Source organism: Desulfoscipio sp. XC116, from assembly GCF_039851975.1.
Classification (GTDB): Bacteria; Bacillota; Desulfotomaculia; order Desulfotomaculales; family Desulfallaceae; genus Sporotomaculum.
On sequence record NZ_CP156660.1, the window covers coordinates 3,164,303 to 3,181,237 of the forward strand.

General features: G+C 43.7%; 14 protein-coding genes and 1 riboswitch. Of the genes, 10 read left to right on the forward strand and 4 right to left on the reverse strand.

All coding sequences use genetic code 11. The annotated features are described in order from the left end of the window. Positions 1-112: 112 nt before the first annotated feature. The gene (locus ABDB91_RS15145; RefSeq protein ID WP_347488533.1) at positions 113-919 is read right to left on the reverse strand and encodes an HD domain-containing phosphohydrolase; all 807 of its coding nucleotides are present in this window, start codon (positions 917-919) and stop codon (positions 113-115) included. A 446-nt stretch (positions 920-1,365) separates the two neighbouring features. Then, positions 1,366-1,450, reverse strand: a riboswitch (cyclic di-GMP riboswitch). A 734-nt stretch (positions 1,451-2,184) separates the two neighbouring features. On the opposite strand from ABDB91_RS15145, the gene ABDB91_RS15150 reads away from it, so the two are divergent. The 7 genes from ABDB91_RS15150 to ABDB91_RS15180 all read left to right on the forward strand — a co-directional run bounded on the left by ABDB91_RS15150 (position 2,185) and on the right by ABDB91_RS15180 (position 10,104). Then, positions 2,185-3,465, forward strand: coding sequence for an IS110 family transposase (locus ABDB91_RS15150; RefSeq protein ID WP_347487749.1), 1,281 nt, complete (start codon positions 2,185-2,187; stop codon positions 3,463-3,465). Between the two features lie 261 nt (positions 3,466-3,726). Next, complete coding sequence (locus tag ABDB91_RS15155) at positions 3,727-3,909, forward strand: hypothetical protein (protein WP_347487748.1); 183 nt, start codon at positions 3,727-3,729, stop codon at positions 3,907-3,909. A gap of 28 nt (positions 3,910-3,937) precedes the next feature. Next, a complete protein-coding gene (locus tag ABDB91_RS15160) occupies positions 3,938-4,498 on the forward strand; it encodes a tyrosine-type recombinase/integrase (protein ID WP_347488534.1) in 561 nt (186 codons plus the stop codon). A gap of 485 nt (positions 4,499-4,983) precedes the next feature. Continuing rightward, positions 4,984-6,150, forward strand: coding sequence for an 8-amino-7-oxononanoate synthase (bioF, locus tag ABDB91_RS15165; RefSeq protein WP_347488535.1), 1,167 nt, complete (start codon positions 4,984-4,986; stop codon positions 6,148-6,150). A 356-nt stretch (positions 6,151-6,506) separates the two neighbouring features. Continuing rightward, positions 6,507-7,787 carry a tetratricopeptide repeat protein gene (locus ABDB91_RS15170; protein WP_347488536.1) on the forward strand — a complete coding sequence of 427 codons (1,281 nt, stop codon included), beginning with the start codon at positions 6,507-6,509 and terminating at the stop codon, positions 7,785-7,787. Positions 7,788-8,024: 237 nt separating this feature from the next. Then, positions 8,025-8,738: a response regulator transcription factor gene (locus tag ABDB91_RS15175; protein ID WP_347488537.1), complete on the forward strand. Its 714-nt coding sequence runs from the start codon at positions 8,025-8,027 to the stop codon at positions 8,736-8,738. After that, the gene (locus tag ABDB91_RS15180; RefSeq protein ID WP_347488538.1) at positions 8,725-10,104 is read left to right on the forward strand and encodes a HAMP domain-containing sensor histidine kinase; all 1,380 of its coding nucleotides are present in this window, start codon (positions 8,725-8,727) and stop codon (positions 10,102-10,104) included. Before ABDB91_RS15175 ends, ABDB91_RS15180 begins: the two co-directional genes overlap by 14 nt. Positions 10,105-10,243: 139 nt before the next feature. On the opposite strand, the gene bioB is transcribed toward ABDB91_RS15180, so the two are convergent. After that, entirely contained in the window at positions 10,244-11,215 is a 972-nt protein-coding gene (gene bioB / locus ABDB91_RS15185) for a biotin synthase BioB (RefSeq protein ID WP_347488539.1), read from the reverse strand. 992 nt (positions 11,216-12,207) lie between these two features. Between bioB and ABDB91_RS15190 the strand changes: the two genes are divergently transcribed. Then, positions 12,208-12,546, forward strand: coding sequence for a hypothetical protein (locus tag ABDB91_RS15190; protein ID WP_347488540.1), 339 nt, complete (start codon positions 12,208-12,210; stop codon positions 12,544-12,546). Positions 12,547-12,626: 80 nt separating this feature from the next. Beyond that, entirely contained in the window at positions 12,627-13,130 is a 504-nt protein-coding gene (locus ABDB91_RS15195; RefSeq protein WP_347488541.1) for a hypothetical protein, read from the forward strand. A gap of 267 nt (positions 13,131-13,397) precedes the next feature. Here ABDB91_RS15195 and ABDB91_RS15200 read toward each other — a convergent pair whose 3' ends face one another. After that, the gene (locus ABDB91_RS15200) at positions 13,398-15,185 is read right to left on the reverse strand and encodes a divergent polysaccharide deacetylase family protein (protein ID WP_347488542.1); all 1,788 of its coding nucleotides are present in this window, start codon (positions 15,183-15,185) and stop codon (positions 13,398-13,400) included. 427 nt (positions 15,186-15,612) lie between these two features. Between ABDB91_RS15200 and ABDB91_RS15205 the strand changes: the two genes are divergently transcribed. After that, the gene (locus ABDB91_RS15205) at positions 15,613-16,587 is read left to right on the forward strand and encodes a DUF3231 family protein (RefSeq protein ID WP_347488544.1); all 975 of its coding nucleotides are present in this window, start codon (positions 15,613-15,615) and stop codon (positions 16,585-16,587) included. Between the two features lie 123 nt (positions 16,588-16,710). Here the strand turns inward: ABDB91_RS15205 and ABDB91_RS15210 are convergent, their stop codons facing one another. Beyond that, positions 16,711-16,842 (reverse strand): hypothetical protein, encoded by a 132-nt coding sequence (locus ABDB91_RS15210; protein ID WP_347488545.1) that lies wholly within the window; start codon positions 16,840-16,842, stop codon positions 16,711-16,713. Positions 16,843-16,935 lie beyond the last annotated feature (93 nt).

The window sequence follows — 16,935 nt, forward strand, 5'->3', positions numbered from 1 at the left end:
TCTGGGAGCTAAACTACGCGTTGGCATGCGCCCTGGACCATGCCGGATTTGCCGATAATCCAATCTTAGAGTCTATCTATACTGGATGCGGCAGCAAATAACACAGCCAACATTATTCCAATATTTTTTCCAACAAATAAATTAACTCTTGAGGATATTTTTCTTTGCCATTTCTTAGTTCTCTTATCGCAGCGTCCATATTCCGTGGCTGCCTATAAGGCCGAAAGGATGTTATTGCATCAACAACATCGGCAATCATTACAATTCTGGCGTTGTGGCATATTTCTTCTCCCTTTAGGCCTTTTGGATATCCACTTCCGTCGAGTCGCTCATGATGTTGCATAATAATATCCGCATATTCCTTTGGGAAATCAAATCCTTCAAGAGAACTCATACCCAACTCGCAATGCTGTCTGATACATGAAGTTTCCATACCGGTTAAATTTCCAGGTTTTTGTATGATAGATTTTGGCACTAGCAGCTTGCCTACATCATGCAATAGTGCACTCAACCCTATATTAAAAAGTTCTTCACCGCTGTATCCCAACTCCACAGCCATCATCAACGAAATCATGGCAACATCAATCGAATGTGTATATAGCCAGTCCACGTAATTACTCAAAGCGTTGACATAAATCCACCAGGGCTTAGTTTTAGACTCAAATATTATAGTACTTAATATCTTATTAGGCTGCTCCAGAAGGCGATCATCTCGGATGTTCATTCTCACTCCTAATTCCTTGGCTACCGGAGTAAGAATGACACTTTGCCTGCTATTAAAATCAACCAGCTCTTCCTGTTTATAGTCTCCATGTCTTCTTAGCCTTGTAATAGTTTCATCCGTCATTTTTTGACCTTTACTTAGTAGCAATACCCCATTTTTATCATAGACATCATTCTTTGTAAAATATCCAGACATATTACCAGCTCCTTTGCTACTATAAATTTAGAACCGGAACACAGCACCAGCCGCATTTTTCACAATTCTATGCACAAGGTACAATGAGAAGAGTAATTGGTCTGATGGCAACTCCTTTGGGCTAACGCTATCCGTATCAAAGGCTGTCAGCTATCCCTTTTGTGCTGCATTCGTTTTAAGCAGATCAAATCACCGAATTCCAAGGCGCCTATATCAGTAAGCAAATAAAATTGGCAATGAGATAACAATGGACACCGATTACATATCATGATTAGAAGAATACCGATGAATCCTGTTACAATCGGCCTCTCCAAAGGGAAAAGAATGGTGGCATGGAAATAAAAAAAGTAAGCAGTATACAAGCTGCCTACCTTAAGTTGTTATATGGTTTAAGCTACAGCAATGCTTCTATATAGAATTTAGTTCCTTAACCCATATTCCCATCTATTGGCATCCCAACTATCAAGGCAATTCTTGTTTTAGACTTACGCTTTGCGTATCCGTCTCTCTACTGATTTACTTTATTTACAATTTATCTCTCTTTCGCAAAGTATAATAATAATTCATTATAAACATATCCAACTTCCGGCTTATATCCAGAACCTCCTCGGTTATATTTAGTGCATTTTGATCTACCAGAACATTTATTTTTTCCCTTATTTCTTCTATGATTTTTTCAACTTTTGCATTTTTAATTCCCAAATGTTCATTACAAAGAATCCCATTCTTTAACCGCATTAGGAATGTATCATTTTAGAAATTTTGTTTCGTTTTAAATATTAAAGGAACCCATTTATATAAGCGATTTACTCTAATAATTTTGAAATATTCACGATTTTCAAATGTATACTAATGTATCTTTTTTTATAATATAATATATAAAATAGGCTTTCGTAATTTAATAGGAGGAACCGTTACGTTGCGAGAATTCAATCAAACTGACAGCAAAGCTAACCGCATCATATCGTGAAGTTTATTCGATGATAAATTTTCCAACAAAATTTTCAAGCGAATTTTCAGTTCAATGACTACTAAAATAAAAATCCCCCCATACAAACGGTAGGAGGAATTTAATGTTGACGGTTCAAACTGAGCCTTGTGCTATCTAACTCGGCAAAATGCCGAAAGCCTATTAAAGATATATTAGGAGCATTCCTGTAATCATTAAAAACGACCTTTGAAAAAAGAGACGCCCATCAATACAATGGTAATGTGCTAATCCCGCAAAAGAAGGCACAAAACCAAAATTGAGGAGGCGCCTCTACATGAAGCGTACACAAAACGAGAAGATTATGCAAATCAGAATTGAAACCTTGGTAGTCGGAATCGACATTGGGAAAGAAACCCACTACGCCAGAGCCTTTGATTACAGAGGGATTGAACTGGGTAAGCTGCTGAAATTCAGCAACACGGCGGAAGGATTTAAACTCCTGGACCGATGGATGCAGGACATTTGCAAGCAGCAAGGAAAGTCGGAAATCATCGCCGGCTTTGAGCCCACTGGACATTACTGGTTTTCATTGGGTGACCATCTCAAGCGCCAAGGCCATAAACTGGCCATAGTCAACCCATTCCATGTCAAACGCACCAAGGAACTGGATGACAACAGCCCCACCAAGAATGACCGCAAGGACCCGAAGACAATCGCCATGCTGGTGAAAGACGGGCGTTACCGGGAGGTGTACATCCCGGACAAGATCTATCAAGAACTACGGGAAGCGGTGGATGAAAGAGAGCGGCTGCAAAAGCAGCTAACTGCTATCCACAACAGGGTTGTTCGCTGGCTGGATATCCGGTTTCCAGAGTTTGACGGTGTATTCAAGAAATGGACAGGAAAAACGGCGCTTCTGACGCTTCGGATATATTCTACACCAGCCAAGGTTTTGGAAGCCGGCGCGGACAAAATACTGGCCACCTGGAGGACAGTTGTAAAGCGCTCTGTGGGCATAAAAAGAGCACAAGCGCTGGTAAAAGCTGCAACCAACAGCATTGGCAGAACCAACGGCCATGTAGCTTCAGAAGCCAGCTTGCAGAACCTGCTTGCTGAGTACGAATTGTACTGTGTACAGCTTGAACGCTTGGAACAACTGATATTGGAACTGTTGCTTCAAGTTCCGAACGCAGTCAAACTCTTGGGCATCAAGGGAGTTGGTTTGGTTACAGCCACAACCTTTGTCGGTGAAACCGGTGATATCCACAGGTTCGAAGACCCACGGCAGATACAAAAGCTGGCCGGCTTCAACCTGGTAGAGAACAGTTCCGGCAAGCACAAAGGAAAGACCACCATCAGTCACCGGGGACGGAAGCGGTTACGACATGGGCTGTTCATGACCATGATCGCCATCCTGGGCAAGAATCCGGAGTTTAGGGAACTGCACCACCGCAACCTGACCAGGGAAAAGAACCCGCTAAACAAGATGCAATCCATTGTTGCCCTCTGTGGAAAACTCATCCGTGTATTCTACGCCATTCTCAGCAAGGGCGTTGATTACAATCCGGAGAAGATGATGGGCGATATTCAACAGTCGGTGAAAACAGCCGCATAAAGACGTAGAGACATCCTAACAAAACATAGAAACAACATAAGCACATCATCGCCGAGTGGAGAGTGCCGCAGCCCATCCAGACGATGATGTGAATGACCCAAACATTATCCACATGCTTTATAACGCACCTTGAGAACGGAGAGCCGGGACAGTCAGGTTGAATTTTTCCATTAGGGCAAAGACCCGGTTAAGGAGCATGACTGACGTTCCACCTCTTGGATAGGCAGGACGAAGGAATTTCGGGCGGAGACCCAGGAAGACATGGGAGGTTTGCTGCCGGGAGATGGTGTGGAATCCCACTGGCCACAATACAAAAAACACGCGGCCTTGGTGAAGGTCACACGCCATCATCCAGAATTACACATTGATGTAAATAACAAGAGACGAGCTCTCCAAGCACAAATTGAAAAACTAAGAAAAACGAAGGTATTTAAAGATAATTGAAGATTATTAAGGGAGGAACATGATAATTATGACCGTTGAACCGATAAGAGAAAAAGCCAAGATTAAGCAACTTTATCAATACTTGAATGGAAGTGATCCTAAATATGCGTTAATTTTTAAATTTGGAATTAATACAGGCTTGAGAATTAGCGATATTATATCTATTAAAATAAATGATATTTTTAATGAACAGTTGCAATTTAGAGAATATCTCACCATAAACGAAAAGAAGACGGCAAAAGAAAAGAAAATTAAATTAAATGAAACCTTGCGCAAATGTCTTCATAATTATGTTAAAACTCAGCATCTTGCCTTAGAAGACTACCTTTTTCAAAGTCAAAAGGGCGGTTATTTAGGAAGAATTCAGGTTTACAGAGTGCTGAAGGAAGCTGCAACTGTAATAGGCATTGAAAACTTTGGCACTCACAGTTTAAGAAAAACTTGGGGCTATTGGACTTATAAATTATCTAAATACAATATAGGGCTTATTATGGATACTTTTAATCACAGCTCAGCCAAAATTACGCTCCGTTATATTGGTATTACCCAAGATCAGAAAGATGAACTGTATTCTATTGTCCAACTATAAAAAGTTCTTCTGTTAAATTTATCTGGAAACTAATCATACTAACATAACAACAACGTAATAACCGATATGTTGACATTCCAGCAACCATAATATAAAATGATGCTAAACAAAAAACGAAACAAAATTTCTACAATGTTTCATTACATGGCTTAGTTTACTGAAAACTACTTTTGTTTCCATAAATTCAAAAGATAAGAGAGTCGCAAAGTACTGGATTTCCGCTTTGCGACTTTTTTAGATGTCTTTATATTAGTTATCTAACTCTAAAGTAGGTAAAAGCAGTTGATATACTCAAAGATTGTAAGCAGCAATCCATCATGTTACCTTCGTGGAGATGATTAAAGATAATCCCACCGCTGCAAAAAAGCAGATTGTAAACTCTTTTAAAATTATGGTTAACAATACGGTGTTTTTATATTATCATAAATGTAAACCATTTTTTATAATGAGGTTGACAACAAGGCAACACCGGGGGGAACCAAGTTATGAAATTTCTGGTGCATGAGCTAAAAGAACTTTATCGCCAAAACCTTTTTCGGCAGACGCAACGCCTTGACGGACCCCAGTCTCCCAGGACAGTAATAGAAGGAAAAGAGTGCATCCTTCTATCATCCAACAATTACTTAGGACTGACCGAGCACCCGGAGGTTAAAGAGACCGCGAAGAAAGCCGTTGAGAGTTGGGGCTCAGGGGCTGGCGGGTCGCGGCTGACCACTGGCAATTACGCCCTGCATGAGGAACTGGAGCAGGAAATAGCTCAATTTAAGAAATCTGCCGGAGCGGTATTATTTGGTTCAGGTTATGCTGCAAACCTGGGGATAATCCAGGCGTTGGCAGGCAGGGGCGATGCTATCATTAGCGACGCGTTGAACCACGCCAGCATTATTGACGGCGCTCGGCTGAGCCGGGCCGAGGTAAAAGTTTACCGCCACAGGGACACCGGACACCTGGAAGAAATACTCGCGAAGTCCCGGGACAACAGACGACGCCTAATTATCACTGACGGAGTATTCAGCATGGACGGCGACCTTGCACCGTTGCCGGAAATGGTGGCCCTGGCGGAACGCTACAGCGCCATGTTAATGGTGGATGACGCCCACGGCACTGGAGTTTTCGGACGGCGAGGCGCGGGAATCGTTGAACATTATGGGCTTGAGGACAAGATCCAGGTTCAGATGGGGACTCTCAGCAAAGCACTGGGCAGCATCGGGGCTTACGTGACCGGCACCCCGGAACTGATAGATTATCTTAAAAATAAGGCCAGAAGCTTTATTTTTTCCACCGCTCTACCGCCGGCAGCGGTGGGAGCCGCCCTGGCCGCCTTGAGAATTGTACAGCGGGAGACTGAAATCAGGCATAAGCTATGGAGAAACGCCCGGTATCTCCGGGCTAAATTAATTGAACTGGGGTATAACATACCCACTTATGAATCTCCAATTATACCTATCTTCATTGGGGATGATGAGAAAACCATGCGCCTTGCCCTGGCACTGCGGGACGGGGGAGTATTCGCCCCGGGTATCCGGCCGCCTACAGTACCGCGGGGCACGAGCAGGATCAGGGTGACTGTTATGGCCGTCCATACGCTGGAAGATCTGGATCAGGCGCTCCTGGTCTTTAACCGGGCAGGCAGGCAACTAAATATTATTTAGTAGTTTATCCTGCCCAATAGACAAGGGTATGTGTACTTTCATTCTATGATCCCCCATTTATTGTTTAAGGCAAAGCTGACCTTTGCTCAAGAAAATTCCGAAAGGTCCAATCGACCCTCCGAAATTTCCCAAACACTCGGATAGTTGTTGGACCTATAGAAGCCATCGAAGTGTGGAAGCAACTGAGTCTTTCTATTGCTAAGAACTAATTCTGCCCCGGATTGATTCCTGTGTGGTAATCTTTTATTAACCATTTTTAACCCTTCCATAACCCTTTTTTTCTCTGAAAGACTTATACTTAAGATAGCTTCCGGTACCGGGAAGTCAGTCAGAATGGGACTAAAAAGGAGATACATATGAACTGGAAACTATTGATGTCAGGGTTTCTATTGTCGGGAGGCCTGTTAATCAGCGGCTGTTCCATGCTGCCGTCGCCGGGGAGTACAATCATGGCCCCCCGGCAGGCCGGAGCGCAGACTCAGGATAACGATCCACTAAAAACCGTAGTGCAGGAGTTTTTACCCGCGGGAGCCAAGTTGGAAGAGCCGGAAAACCCCGCCGGGGCCAAGGCTATCCAACAGCAGGATATGAACGGCGACAGTAAGGCCGAACTGCTGGCCACCTACCGTGTGGGGCAAAACCCCGTCCAATTGGGAGCGGTTCTGTTACAGGAAAAGCAAAACAAGTGGCAAAAAGTCTGGGAACTAAATTATGCGTTGGCATGCGCCCTGGACCATGCCGGCTTTGCCGATATCACCGGAGACGGCCGGCCGGAACTGCTGCTGGGTTGGACAGTGGACGCCGAGAGCCTGGGCGGAGTGGGTAAACATAACGGTGTGGACATCTTCGCCTGGCAGGATCACGATACAAGCAGCAAGAGCTGGCAGGGTGACGGTATAAGAGAGGGCGCGAACATAGACAAGTTTGAACATTGGGAGGGAATCCTGGCCCGTCTCTCCGGCATTGGCTACGATAAAATGGAAGTCCTCGCTCCACCCAACCAGGAGGACGCCGGCAAACAGGCAGCCCTGGCCCTGTGGTACCATCTTGATTCCCGCGGAGAAAAAGTCTATAATTCTGATTCCGGAACAGAGGAACACTATTATCCCGGTTGTACAATATACCGCTGGGAAAAGTTTGATTCGGATACCGGGTGGGCACGCGCCGAGGACCTTTATCCCGGCTATTATAAGAAAGTCGTCGCTTTTTACCGGGAGAGCGTCAAAGAAATGCCCGAAGATCCATATTACTGGTCTTCTCTGGCCCACGCCCAGTTAAAGGCCAATCTACCCGAAGACGCATTGAAGTCTATCACTAAAGGTATAAAATCAGGCGATCCCGAGGACTCAAAACACTGGCTTGCAGTGAAAGGAGAAGCCCTGAACAAGTTGGGTAGATATGAGGAGGCCAGATCAACCTTGGTCAAAGCGATCCAAGAACTGGAGCAGGAAAACGACAGCTTAAGCATGGAGTATTTTAATTTGGGGCAAAGTTATGCGGGCTTAAAGGAGACTGACAAGGCAAAAGCTGCTTACGAAAAATCATTGGAGATCATTAAAGAGGCCGAAAAACGGTATAACTACTCCGGCTATTATTCACAGCAACCTATAGTGCAACGCGCTTTAGAAAAGTTGTAACAATTCAATCGAAAGTCGAAAGTCAAGATTTCAAGGTTATGGATCAAAATTCAAAGAACTTTAATCGGGATTCAAAAACCTTCGACTTTGAACATTTAACTCAAGCTTTAAAGGAATGCCGAATAGTTTCAATTATGCAACCGGCTGGTAGAAGTAGATTATATGTGGAAAACCTTGTGTTCAAAGCAATTTTCTTTGTACACGGGTTTTCCGCGTTTTCATGAGCGAGGTGCAACAATGAAGGGGCGAGAAAGAATTCTCGTGGTGGAGGATGAAGACTCCATCCGCAAGTTTATTCTTATTAACCTGGAGAGAAATTCGTTTCAGGTTATGGAGGCCGTCAGCGGAGAAGCAGCCTTAGTCAAGGCAAAGACATTCCGCCCTCATCTGGTGGTGCTGGATATCATGCTGCCGGGTATGGACGGCTTTGAAGTTTGCCGCCGGCTGCGGGTCGAATTTCCCGGCATAGCGGTGATTATGCTTACAGCCCGGGGACAGGATATGGATAAGGTGATGGGGCTGGAACTGGGAGCGGACGACTATGTGGTGAAACCATTCAACCCTCTGGAATTGGCAGCCAGAATTCGGGCTGTTCTTAGGCGAATGCAAGCAATTCAGCCGGAGATTAGTCAAATTATACGCCAAGGACCCTTCCGACTTGATGACAGAGCCCAGCTAATCTACAAAAATAATCACAAATTGGACCTGACCCCCCGGGAGTATTGCCTGATGAAGATCTTCCTGGAAAACAGAAACCTGGCCTTAAGCCGGGACCGGCTGTTAAATATGGCCTGGGGTGAAGATTTCTTCGGCGACCCCAAAACCATTGACGTGCACATCAGGAGATTGCGAGAAAAAATTGAGGACAACCCTTCCAAGCCGGTTTATATTGAAACCGTTTGGGGGCTTGGTTACCGCTGGCGGGAGGAGGGACAAGTTGCAGAGCATTAAAAAAAGGTTGGTCGGCAGCTACCTGCTGGTGATTTTGCTTACGGTAATCATAATGGACACCTTGTTGCTGATGGGAATTAGGCAATATTATTACGATAATGTGAAGGATATGCTTGAAAAACAAGCAGAGGTGGCAAGCGGTTTCTACGAGTGCTATTTATCCCATAAAGATCTGGAAAGTGAAGCCGGTGCGCTCTTGAAAAGTTACTCATCAACCACCGCGGCACAGGTGCAGATTATAAACGCCGGGGGGATGGCGCTGGCCGACACCCAGGGAACACCTGCCGCGGGGAAACTGCCTTTTGACGATATTCGCAGGGCTCTGGCGGGAGAATCGGGACACTGGCAGGGCAACCTGCCCGTTAGCGGCGAACCGGCCATGTCCGTGGCCTATCCCCTGAAATCCAACGGTGAAGTGGTAGGAGCAATTCGCTTTATAACATCCCTCGCCGGGATACACGAGGTTATCAGGAACGCGGCTTTAATACTGATTGCCGCGGGGCTGCTGGTGGTGCTCCTGGTCACAACGGTAAGCGTGTTATTGTCCGCAACCATCACCGGACCGGTAGAGAGAATTACCCTGGTGGCTGAGGAAATGGCCGCGGGCCGGTTCAGCGCCCGGGCTGTTAAAAAATATGATGACGAAGTAGGTAAGCTGGCTGATACATTAAATTACATGGCGGAAGAAATAGTGCGTTGCGATCAATTGAAGAACCAATTTATTGCGTCCATCTCACATGAACTGCGCACTCCGTTAACATCCATCAAGGGATGGGCGGTAACCCTCAGAACCGGGGGAGTAAAAAATACGGATGACATAAATGACGGACTGAGTATTATTGAAAGAGAGAGTGACAGGTTAACCCTGCTGGTAGATGAACTGCTGGATTTCTCCGGACTGTCCGCGGGAAAAATTACACTGCAGCCGGATACGGTTCACCTGCGGGAACTGTTGGACTCCATCGTAAAACAATTGAATCCAAGAGCCCAGCGACAGAGAATTTGCCTGGTGTGCGAAACTATTAAGGATTTGCCGGCGATTAAAGCCGATTCCAACAGGCTGAAGCAAGTTGTCATCAATCTGCTGGATAATGCTTTAAAATTTACCCCTCCCGGGGGAATTATCAGCATTAGCGCTCAGGCAGGGCAGGAACAGATACAAATAAAAATAGCCGATACCGGAAACGGTATTCCTCACGCAGAGCTGTCCCAAGTAACACAGAAATTCTACAAGGGAACATCATCGGCAGGCAGCGGAATCGGCCTGTCTATTTGTGATGAAATTGTTAAACTGCACCGGGGACAGCTAATCATCAACAGCTCACCCGGACAGGGGACAGAAGTTTGCGTTATTCTGCCCTTGTAAAACACAAACCTGCCTGGACCTGGAGCAATTGAATTGGCGAGAGAGTATTTAAATAAGACGAAGGCAATAAATAGGAAACAACACTTGCGTTTGCTTTATTATACGAACATCCGTACCGTTTGTTGTGACCAAAAGGCCTTTACTCATTCCACAACTCAGCCTTATATCCCAATTCATCTAACATCTTCATGTCCTGCTCAATAGTGATACCTGCCGTCGTCAGCATATCGCCGGAAATCGCTGCATTGGCGCCGGACAGAAAGCACCGTCTCCCTTTATCAGGAAGAAGTCCTCTTCCGCCCGCAAGCCGAATGGATGCATTGGGTATTAAGAAACGGAACACCGCAACAATGCGGCACATTTCTTCGTTAGTTAATAGCCTGTTATTTTCATAGGGCGTACCCGGAATAGGATTAAGCATGTTAACAGGGATGGACCGGACAGTCAGTTCACGAAGATTCAACGCCATGTCGATTCTATCTTCCATAGTCTCACCAATCCCCATAATTCCACCGCTGCAAACATTCAACCCTACCCGCTGTGCCGCACATATTGCGGCAATTTTATCGTCATAGGTATGGGTTGTGCAAACATTGGGAAAGTTTCTGCGTGATGTTTCAAGGTTGTTGTGGATTCTTACAACACCTGCTGCTTTTAACTTTGCAAACTGCGTTTCATCCAAAAGCCCAAAAGAGGCACAAACAGCAATATTAGATATTTTGCGAATGGCACGGATGCTGCCACACATCTGATCTACCTCAGTATCTGACAATCTTTTGCCGGACGTTACAATAGAATACCGCAGAACACCACGGTCCTGGTTGTATCTTGCCTGCTCCGCAATAACATCCGTGCCAAGCAGCGTATATTCCTCCGTCGCAGTTTGGTAGAAAGAGGACTGCGCGCAATACTTACAGTTTTCAGAGCATTTTCCGCTTTTGCCGTTGATAATGGTGCATATGTCAAAAGTATTTCCGCAAAAATGCTCCCGAATTGCGTTTGCTGCCGTACAGAGTTCATGAAGCGGCGCTTCGCATATGGCCAAAGCCTCGTCCTTTAAAATTAATGTGCCGGCAAGTATCTTATCTTTGATCTCTTCCAACCTTAACATAATTTGAATCTCTCTTTTCAATTTATTTGTTTTATCATGGCAATCAAACGTTTTAGCTCAGCCTGCACTCATCATCTATGCCTGCAAGCCCTATCACGCAAATTTGCAAGAACAATTATTACACCCAAAAGCAAATTGTAAACTTTTTAAAAACCATGGTTAACAATACGGTGCTTTTATTTTATCATAAATGTAAACCATTTACGGCAACAAAATCCCTCGCTAAACTAAAAGACAAACTTTTGCATTCCATCTTCTTGCCATCGGCAAGAGCCAGAATTTTATAAGATTGCCAAAGTACGACAGCTTGGCTATATCGGCACAAATCGGTTCCTCCTTTTTACATTATTGGTTATAATTATACCACACTTCAAGTATTAATGTACCCCTGTCTTCCAATCTCACGGGTTAAGCAATCTGACCGCAAATCATCGTTAATAATAATTAAGAAGTTCCTTTACCAACCTAACCTTTAATGAAATCGACTATTTAAGTAAATTTAACAAATACGAAAGGTCAAAAATTGGGTATTCCCCACCCCGGCATATAAAGACGGAAAGTAAACTCGTTCAGCTAAAGCCGAACTCCAAGGCTTCAGATGGGTATTACACCCCATCTGAAGTAAAACTAGGAGCTCCCACAAAAAGTAAGCCCAATATCCTGCCCATATGCAATAGCTTTTTACATCAATATTCTTTATGCCCTCCATAACATTAATTATCATGACCGGAGCCGCGGCCATAAAGATTATAAAAACCGTGGCCTGTCAATTTATATTGAACAAAAATAAACTCAGCCATATGTTTACCGTCCAACCTATTTGCCGGAAGGCTGTAACGAAAAATCTGAAAGAATGATTTAAAGACTTTTAGATAAAAGTGTTACCAAATCATACCTACAAACGTTTATATAGTAAAGAGCGAAATAATCTCTCAAAAAAACAAAAGAAGGAATGATAAAGATATAATTTTGCTGCAGGAGCATATAGCTCTTTGGCAACAAAAGGTGGAGAAAGACATCATTTTATATCAAAAGATTCACTCTCTAAAGCAGGTTTTAATACAAATACAGCTCCGGCTATAAGAATGATTTATAAGGATCATTTAAAGACACCTAATTGGGGTAGTGGTACTTCTCAGAAAGCATTCAGAGCTGAAGAGTTAAAGTTGCTTAATGCCGGTAAATATGAAAAACTCTTAAAAATGGAGGTTAATGGGTTTAAAACTGCTCCAGATTCAGAAGGTATTTACAGTAATTTAGCAGACAAATATTATGATTCATTGATATATGCACTTTATTTAGCAGAAAAATACTTTGGAATTGACGGCTAAATTATTGCATTATTTATAGAGGGACGTTATAGTCCCTCTATAAATATTAAAATTTTACATACTCGGAAGGAGATGCTTAATTGGGAAGGTTAATCATAGAACCACATATTGGTATTGGAAAAGTAAAATTAGGAATGAGTAGAAAAGCAGTTCATGAAATAATGGGAATGAATTTTGAAAGCTTGAAAAGAGATAATATATTAATCGACCTATATTATGAGTCATGTTTTCAGGTGAATTACAATAAAGAAGGAGTTGTAAATTTTATTGAAATAGCCGATGGTATCATAGACAACTTCAAAGTAGTTTTTAAAGATATAGAAATTTTTAAAACAAAGGCAAATGATTTAGTCTCTTACTTTGAAAAAATTTCAAAGTATAATAAAGATGATCCAGATGCTGTTTTAGGGTTTATGTATATTTTTGAAGATATAGGGGTATCACTTTGGAGACCTAATGTTTTCAAAGAAGAGATCTTACATGAACCATGGTTTCAGCAATTAGAACAGGAAGATAAGGAATATGAATTAAAATTCCAGTATTTTGAATCCGTATCCATATGGAGTAAAGGTTACTATGATTAATTTGTACACGCTACCACCGGTTACTTAAACCATATGCGATTTCCGGCTCCTGAAAAAAGCGTCCGACTTACCCCGCTCCGCTGGGCAGAGTCATTTTATGTTATTGCAGCGGTTATGATGGGGCGTGTACTCAAGAAAGTTTATAACAAACAGATATCAACATGCGTTACAATGGTGTGGGGGGGAGCCACTCACCTTAAGCAGGAAAGAGGGTAAATAATAGCACTCTCATCATCCAACTGCAATGATAATGACCATTTTTTTATATTAATATACCAACTCCGACAGGTAGACAAATTCAACCCCCCTGGCTTCCATTACCGGTATCATTTCCTTTAGCGCCCGGGCCATTTTATCACCGCCCAAACCAACATGCCCGATACCCACGGCGCTCCCCCGGGCCAGGGCTTCATCCGCCAGTGAGGCAAGCTGCTTTTTCATATGGGCTTCGTTTTTGATTTCATCCAAAAATATGTCTCTCTTGGTATACGCTAAACCCATACTTTGAGCCAGGGGAATAATTTTTGATTCAGCCGAGGTTATACTGTCCAGTACAAAAAAACCCTCTTCCCCGGCCACTTCGAGCACAGGGCGGATTAGTTCCTCCCGGGCGGTAACCAGGGAGCCCATATGGTTATTAAACCCGCTGGCATAGGGAACCTGAGCGAAATCCCGGCGCACCACCCGGCGGATTTCGTCCGCGTCCATGTCGGCGGTTATGGCGCCGGGTCCCAGCCAGCTGGGTTTACCTCTCAGCGGCTGCATGGGCAAATGCACGATTACCTCGCACCCCTGCTTCGCAGCCAGTATGGCCTGCCGGCGTGAATATTCACCATTGGGCATAACGGCGCAGGTTAAAGGGGCGTCGATGGAGAGCATTTCTTTGGCCCCGCTGGGGTTGCTCTGGCCAAAATCATCAATTACAATAGCTACTTTGGCTTTTCTTCCTTCCATGATTCCCCCGGCGACTTTAGTCAGCGGCATATTACCGCGGCTAAGCGGCTTGCTGATATCAATGTGTCCGGCCAAGGTCTTGCCTTGCTGCCCGTTAATCAGTATTTGCACCTGCTGGATAGCGGGCAGTTCAAAAAGAGTATAGACAATGGAACTGACGGCGATCCATTCCTGTTCGCTGCCTATAAAACCGGGCTTGTCGCCGGTTAACGCCAGGTCGACCACCGCAAGGGATCCGGATACCCGCAGAGATTTATAAGCAATGCCCTCCGGTAAACAGGGACGCAGGTCTTTGGACTGCCTGGGTCCCCGGGCCAACTGTTTCAGTGCCGACCGGGCCAGTTCCTCCGGCGAGCAATTGGCTGCGGCCACCGGATCCATCTCTTCCGCAGCCATAAAAAGCCCGGTCTTGGTTTGGGGTACAAAATATAAATTAGGCCAGATACCTTTGTTAACATCGCTATCAGCTTCCTTAACCCGGATACTGTCGCCCAGGTCCGGAACGAGTATCGCCGGGGTTGCGGACAGATTTGCTTCCGGCGCGTCATCAAAGTAATTAACTATTCCCGTACAGATGGAACGGGCCAGTTGCCGGCGGTATTCAACATCAACCAGATGCAGCTGGTCTTTGGGGCTTGAAATATACCCCAGTTCCACCAGCACCGCGGGTATTTCCAGGTGGTTCAATATGTAATAGTTCCTAACATGGCTGGTTCTTTTAACCATGTCCGGAATGTGCTTCAACTCCCGCTGGATGTTTTGCGCCAAATGTCCGTCCAAAGGCCTGGCCCGATTATAAAATACCACCGCCCCGGCTTTGTTGGTTTTGGGTGAGGAGTTGATATGTAAACTTACGAAGATGTCCGCCTTATTTTTTGCTGCCACCGCAATCCGTTCATCCAAGCTGTCTTTGCGCTGCCAAAAGAATACGTTCCGGCCGGGCTCTTTGTCGCCATCCCTGGTGAGCTTGACAGCAGTGCCCTGGCTCTCCAACATTTGGGCCAACTCGCGGGCCACCGCCAGGGTAAGGTCCTTTTCCATTATTTGATCCCGGTAGGCACAACCGGGATCAGAGCCACCGTGGCCGGGGTCTATTACCACAGTCTTTCCCCGCGTGACTGAAACAGGAACTTGCTTATTAAAATATAATGAGCTATAAATTCCAACTGATATTATGCACGCTATTATAAGACCGAAAATAAAAATTCTTTGTTTTTGTTGCTTGTACATTAAGCGTCTACACTTCCTTTATTGATCCATAATATATCGAGTCTATTTTGCCGTAAGCCCTGAATTTATATGCTTATAAAAACCGCATAAACGAAACGATCAGATTTGGACAAAAAGGAAGGACCTCCCTCGGCAGGTGGTCCGTATCTTTAAAGGCAAGTCTTTTTATCCCATAAAAACGATCTGTAACATCGCAATTTGATTATTATAAGCAATATTCCACCTTTTTTTTAGATTATTAAATAAAAAAGAAATATATGCAGATAATACATACATTAATTACCGTGGAGGAATTAATATGACTTTCTTCAGAAACCCCAGACAAATAGAATCAGCTAAACTGGATGTTCATGAAGCCTATACCCTCTGGCGGGCTTATACGGACAGAAATATATCAATAGATCACATGAACCACTTGAAAAATTTTATTCACGACGCTGATTTTGTAGTTTATCTGTCAAAAATTCTTGCTGATTTAAAAAAGGAAAGCAATACCTTAGAAGGATTATTGCAGAAATACTCTATTGTTGGCCCCGAACCGGCTGTGGAAAAGCACAATACTGCCGGCAATTCTGAAATAATAAGCGACCAAAATGCAGCTGAAGTCATGCACCGCTTTATAAGATTGGATGTAAATTTAATGGCATTAAGTTTAAAATATACACCTACCGATGATGGAATTTGGTCATTCATAATTGAACTTATGAAATCAGCAATACATAGGATTGATAATCTCATAAAATATATGAAACTAAAAAACTGGCTATTCGAGCCTCCGTTATATCCATATGTGCCAGCTGAAACTAAAGAAAAAGTCGCCACCAATGAAATTGCCCTTTTATGGGATCACCTGATCTTTAGGTACCATAATATACGGCAAACACAGGTTTTTGCGTCACTGGCCGCTGATCCTGATTTTATACTTATATTAAATAAGGGTATTGAAATTTTACAAAAGGAAATGCAAGTCATACAAGATAAGTTGGTTTATTATGGAGTCAGTTTGCCCAAGCATTATACTAATATTACTGTTATTCCGGAAGACAAAAATATAATAAGTGATAAATATATGCTTAACACAATCATGCGGGGCATGAGGGATGCAATAGCGCTTCACGCCTCGGCCATTCAGGAGATCATCGTTAATGATAAATTAAGAAGTTTCTTTACCAGCCTAACCTTTGCTGAAATCGACTATTTAAGTAAATTTACAAAATACGGAAAAATAAAAAGTTGGGTGTTCCCTACCCCGACATATAAAGGCGGGAAGTGAAATCGTTCAGTTAAAGCTGAACATCAGGGCTCAGTGCAACATGCGCTGCCGTTCCGGCTGCCTTTATTGCTACGCGGAATAAAAACATTTATTACGTTCCCTGCCAAAATGGATGAGAGCTAGTTATTTGGGCTTGTTCGCTGATTCTAATGTTGAAGATGTTTGAGAAATAGCTTTCCTTTCAGCTTTTTTTTCAGCTTTCTTTGCAGCTATCTTCTTCTTCTTCTCCTTGTTCTTGGGATTTTTATCTCCCATTGCAACTACCTCCAATCGCTCATTATCTTAAGTATACTATCTTACTGCTATTATAGCCATCAACCGCATACGCTAAAAAATGCCATGGACCGC

Coding starts and splice junctions, on each gene's coding strand:
- ABDB91_RS15145 (WP_347488533.1), bottom strand. CDS start 919: ATGTCTGGATATTTTACAAAGAATGATGTCTATGATAAAAATGGGGTA.
- ABDB91_RS15150 (WP_347487749.1), top strand. CDS start 2,185: ATGAAGCGTACACAAAACGAGAAGATTATGCAAATCAGAATTGAAACC.
- ABDB91_RS15155 (WP_347487748.1), top strand. CDS start 3,727: ATGGGAGGTTTGCTGCCGGGAGATGGTGTGGAATCCCACTGGCCACAA.
- ABDB91_RS15160 (WP_347488534.1), top strand. CDS start 3,938: ATGACCGTTGAACCGATAAGAGAAAAAGCCAAGATTAAGCAACTTTAT.
- bioF (WP_347488535.1), top strand. CDS start 4,984: ATGAAATTTCTGGTGCATGAGCTAAAAGAACTTTATCGCCAAAACCTT.
- ABDB91_RS15170 (WP_347488536.1), top strand. CDS start 6,507: ATGAACTGGAAACTATTGATGTCAGGGTTTCTATTGTCGGGAGGCCTG.
- ABDB91_RS15175 (WP_347488537.1), top strand. CDS start 8,025: ATGAAGGGGCGAGAAAGAATTCTCGTGGTGGAGGATGAAGACTCCATC.
- bioB (WP_347488539.1), bottom strand. CDS start 11,215: ATGTTAAGGTTGGAAGAGATCAAAGATAAGATACTTGCCGGCACATTA.
- ABDB91_RS15205 (WP_347488544.1), top strand. CDS start 15,613: ATGACTTTCTTCAGAAACCCCAGACAAATAGAATCAGCTAAACTGGAT.
- ABDB91_RS15210 (WP_347488545.1), bottom strand. CDS start 16,842: ATGGGAGATAAAAATCCCAAGAACAAGGAGAAGAAGAAGAAGATAGCT.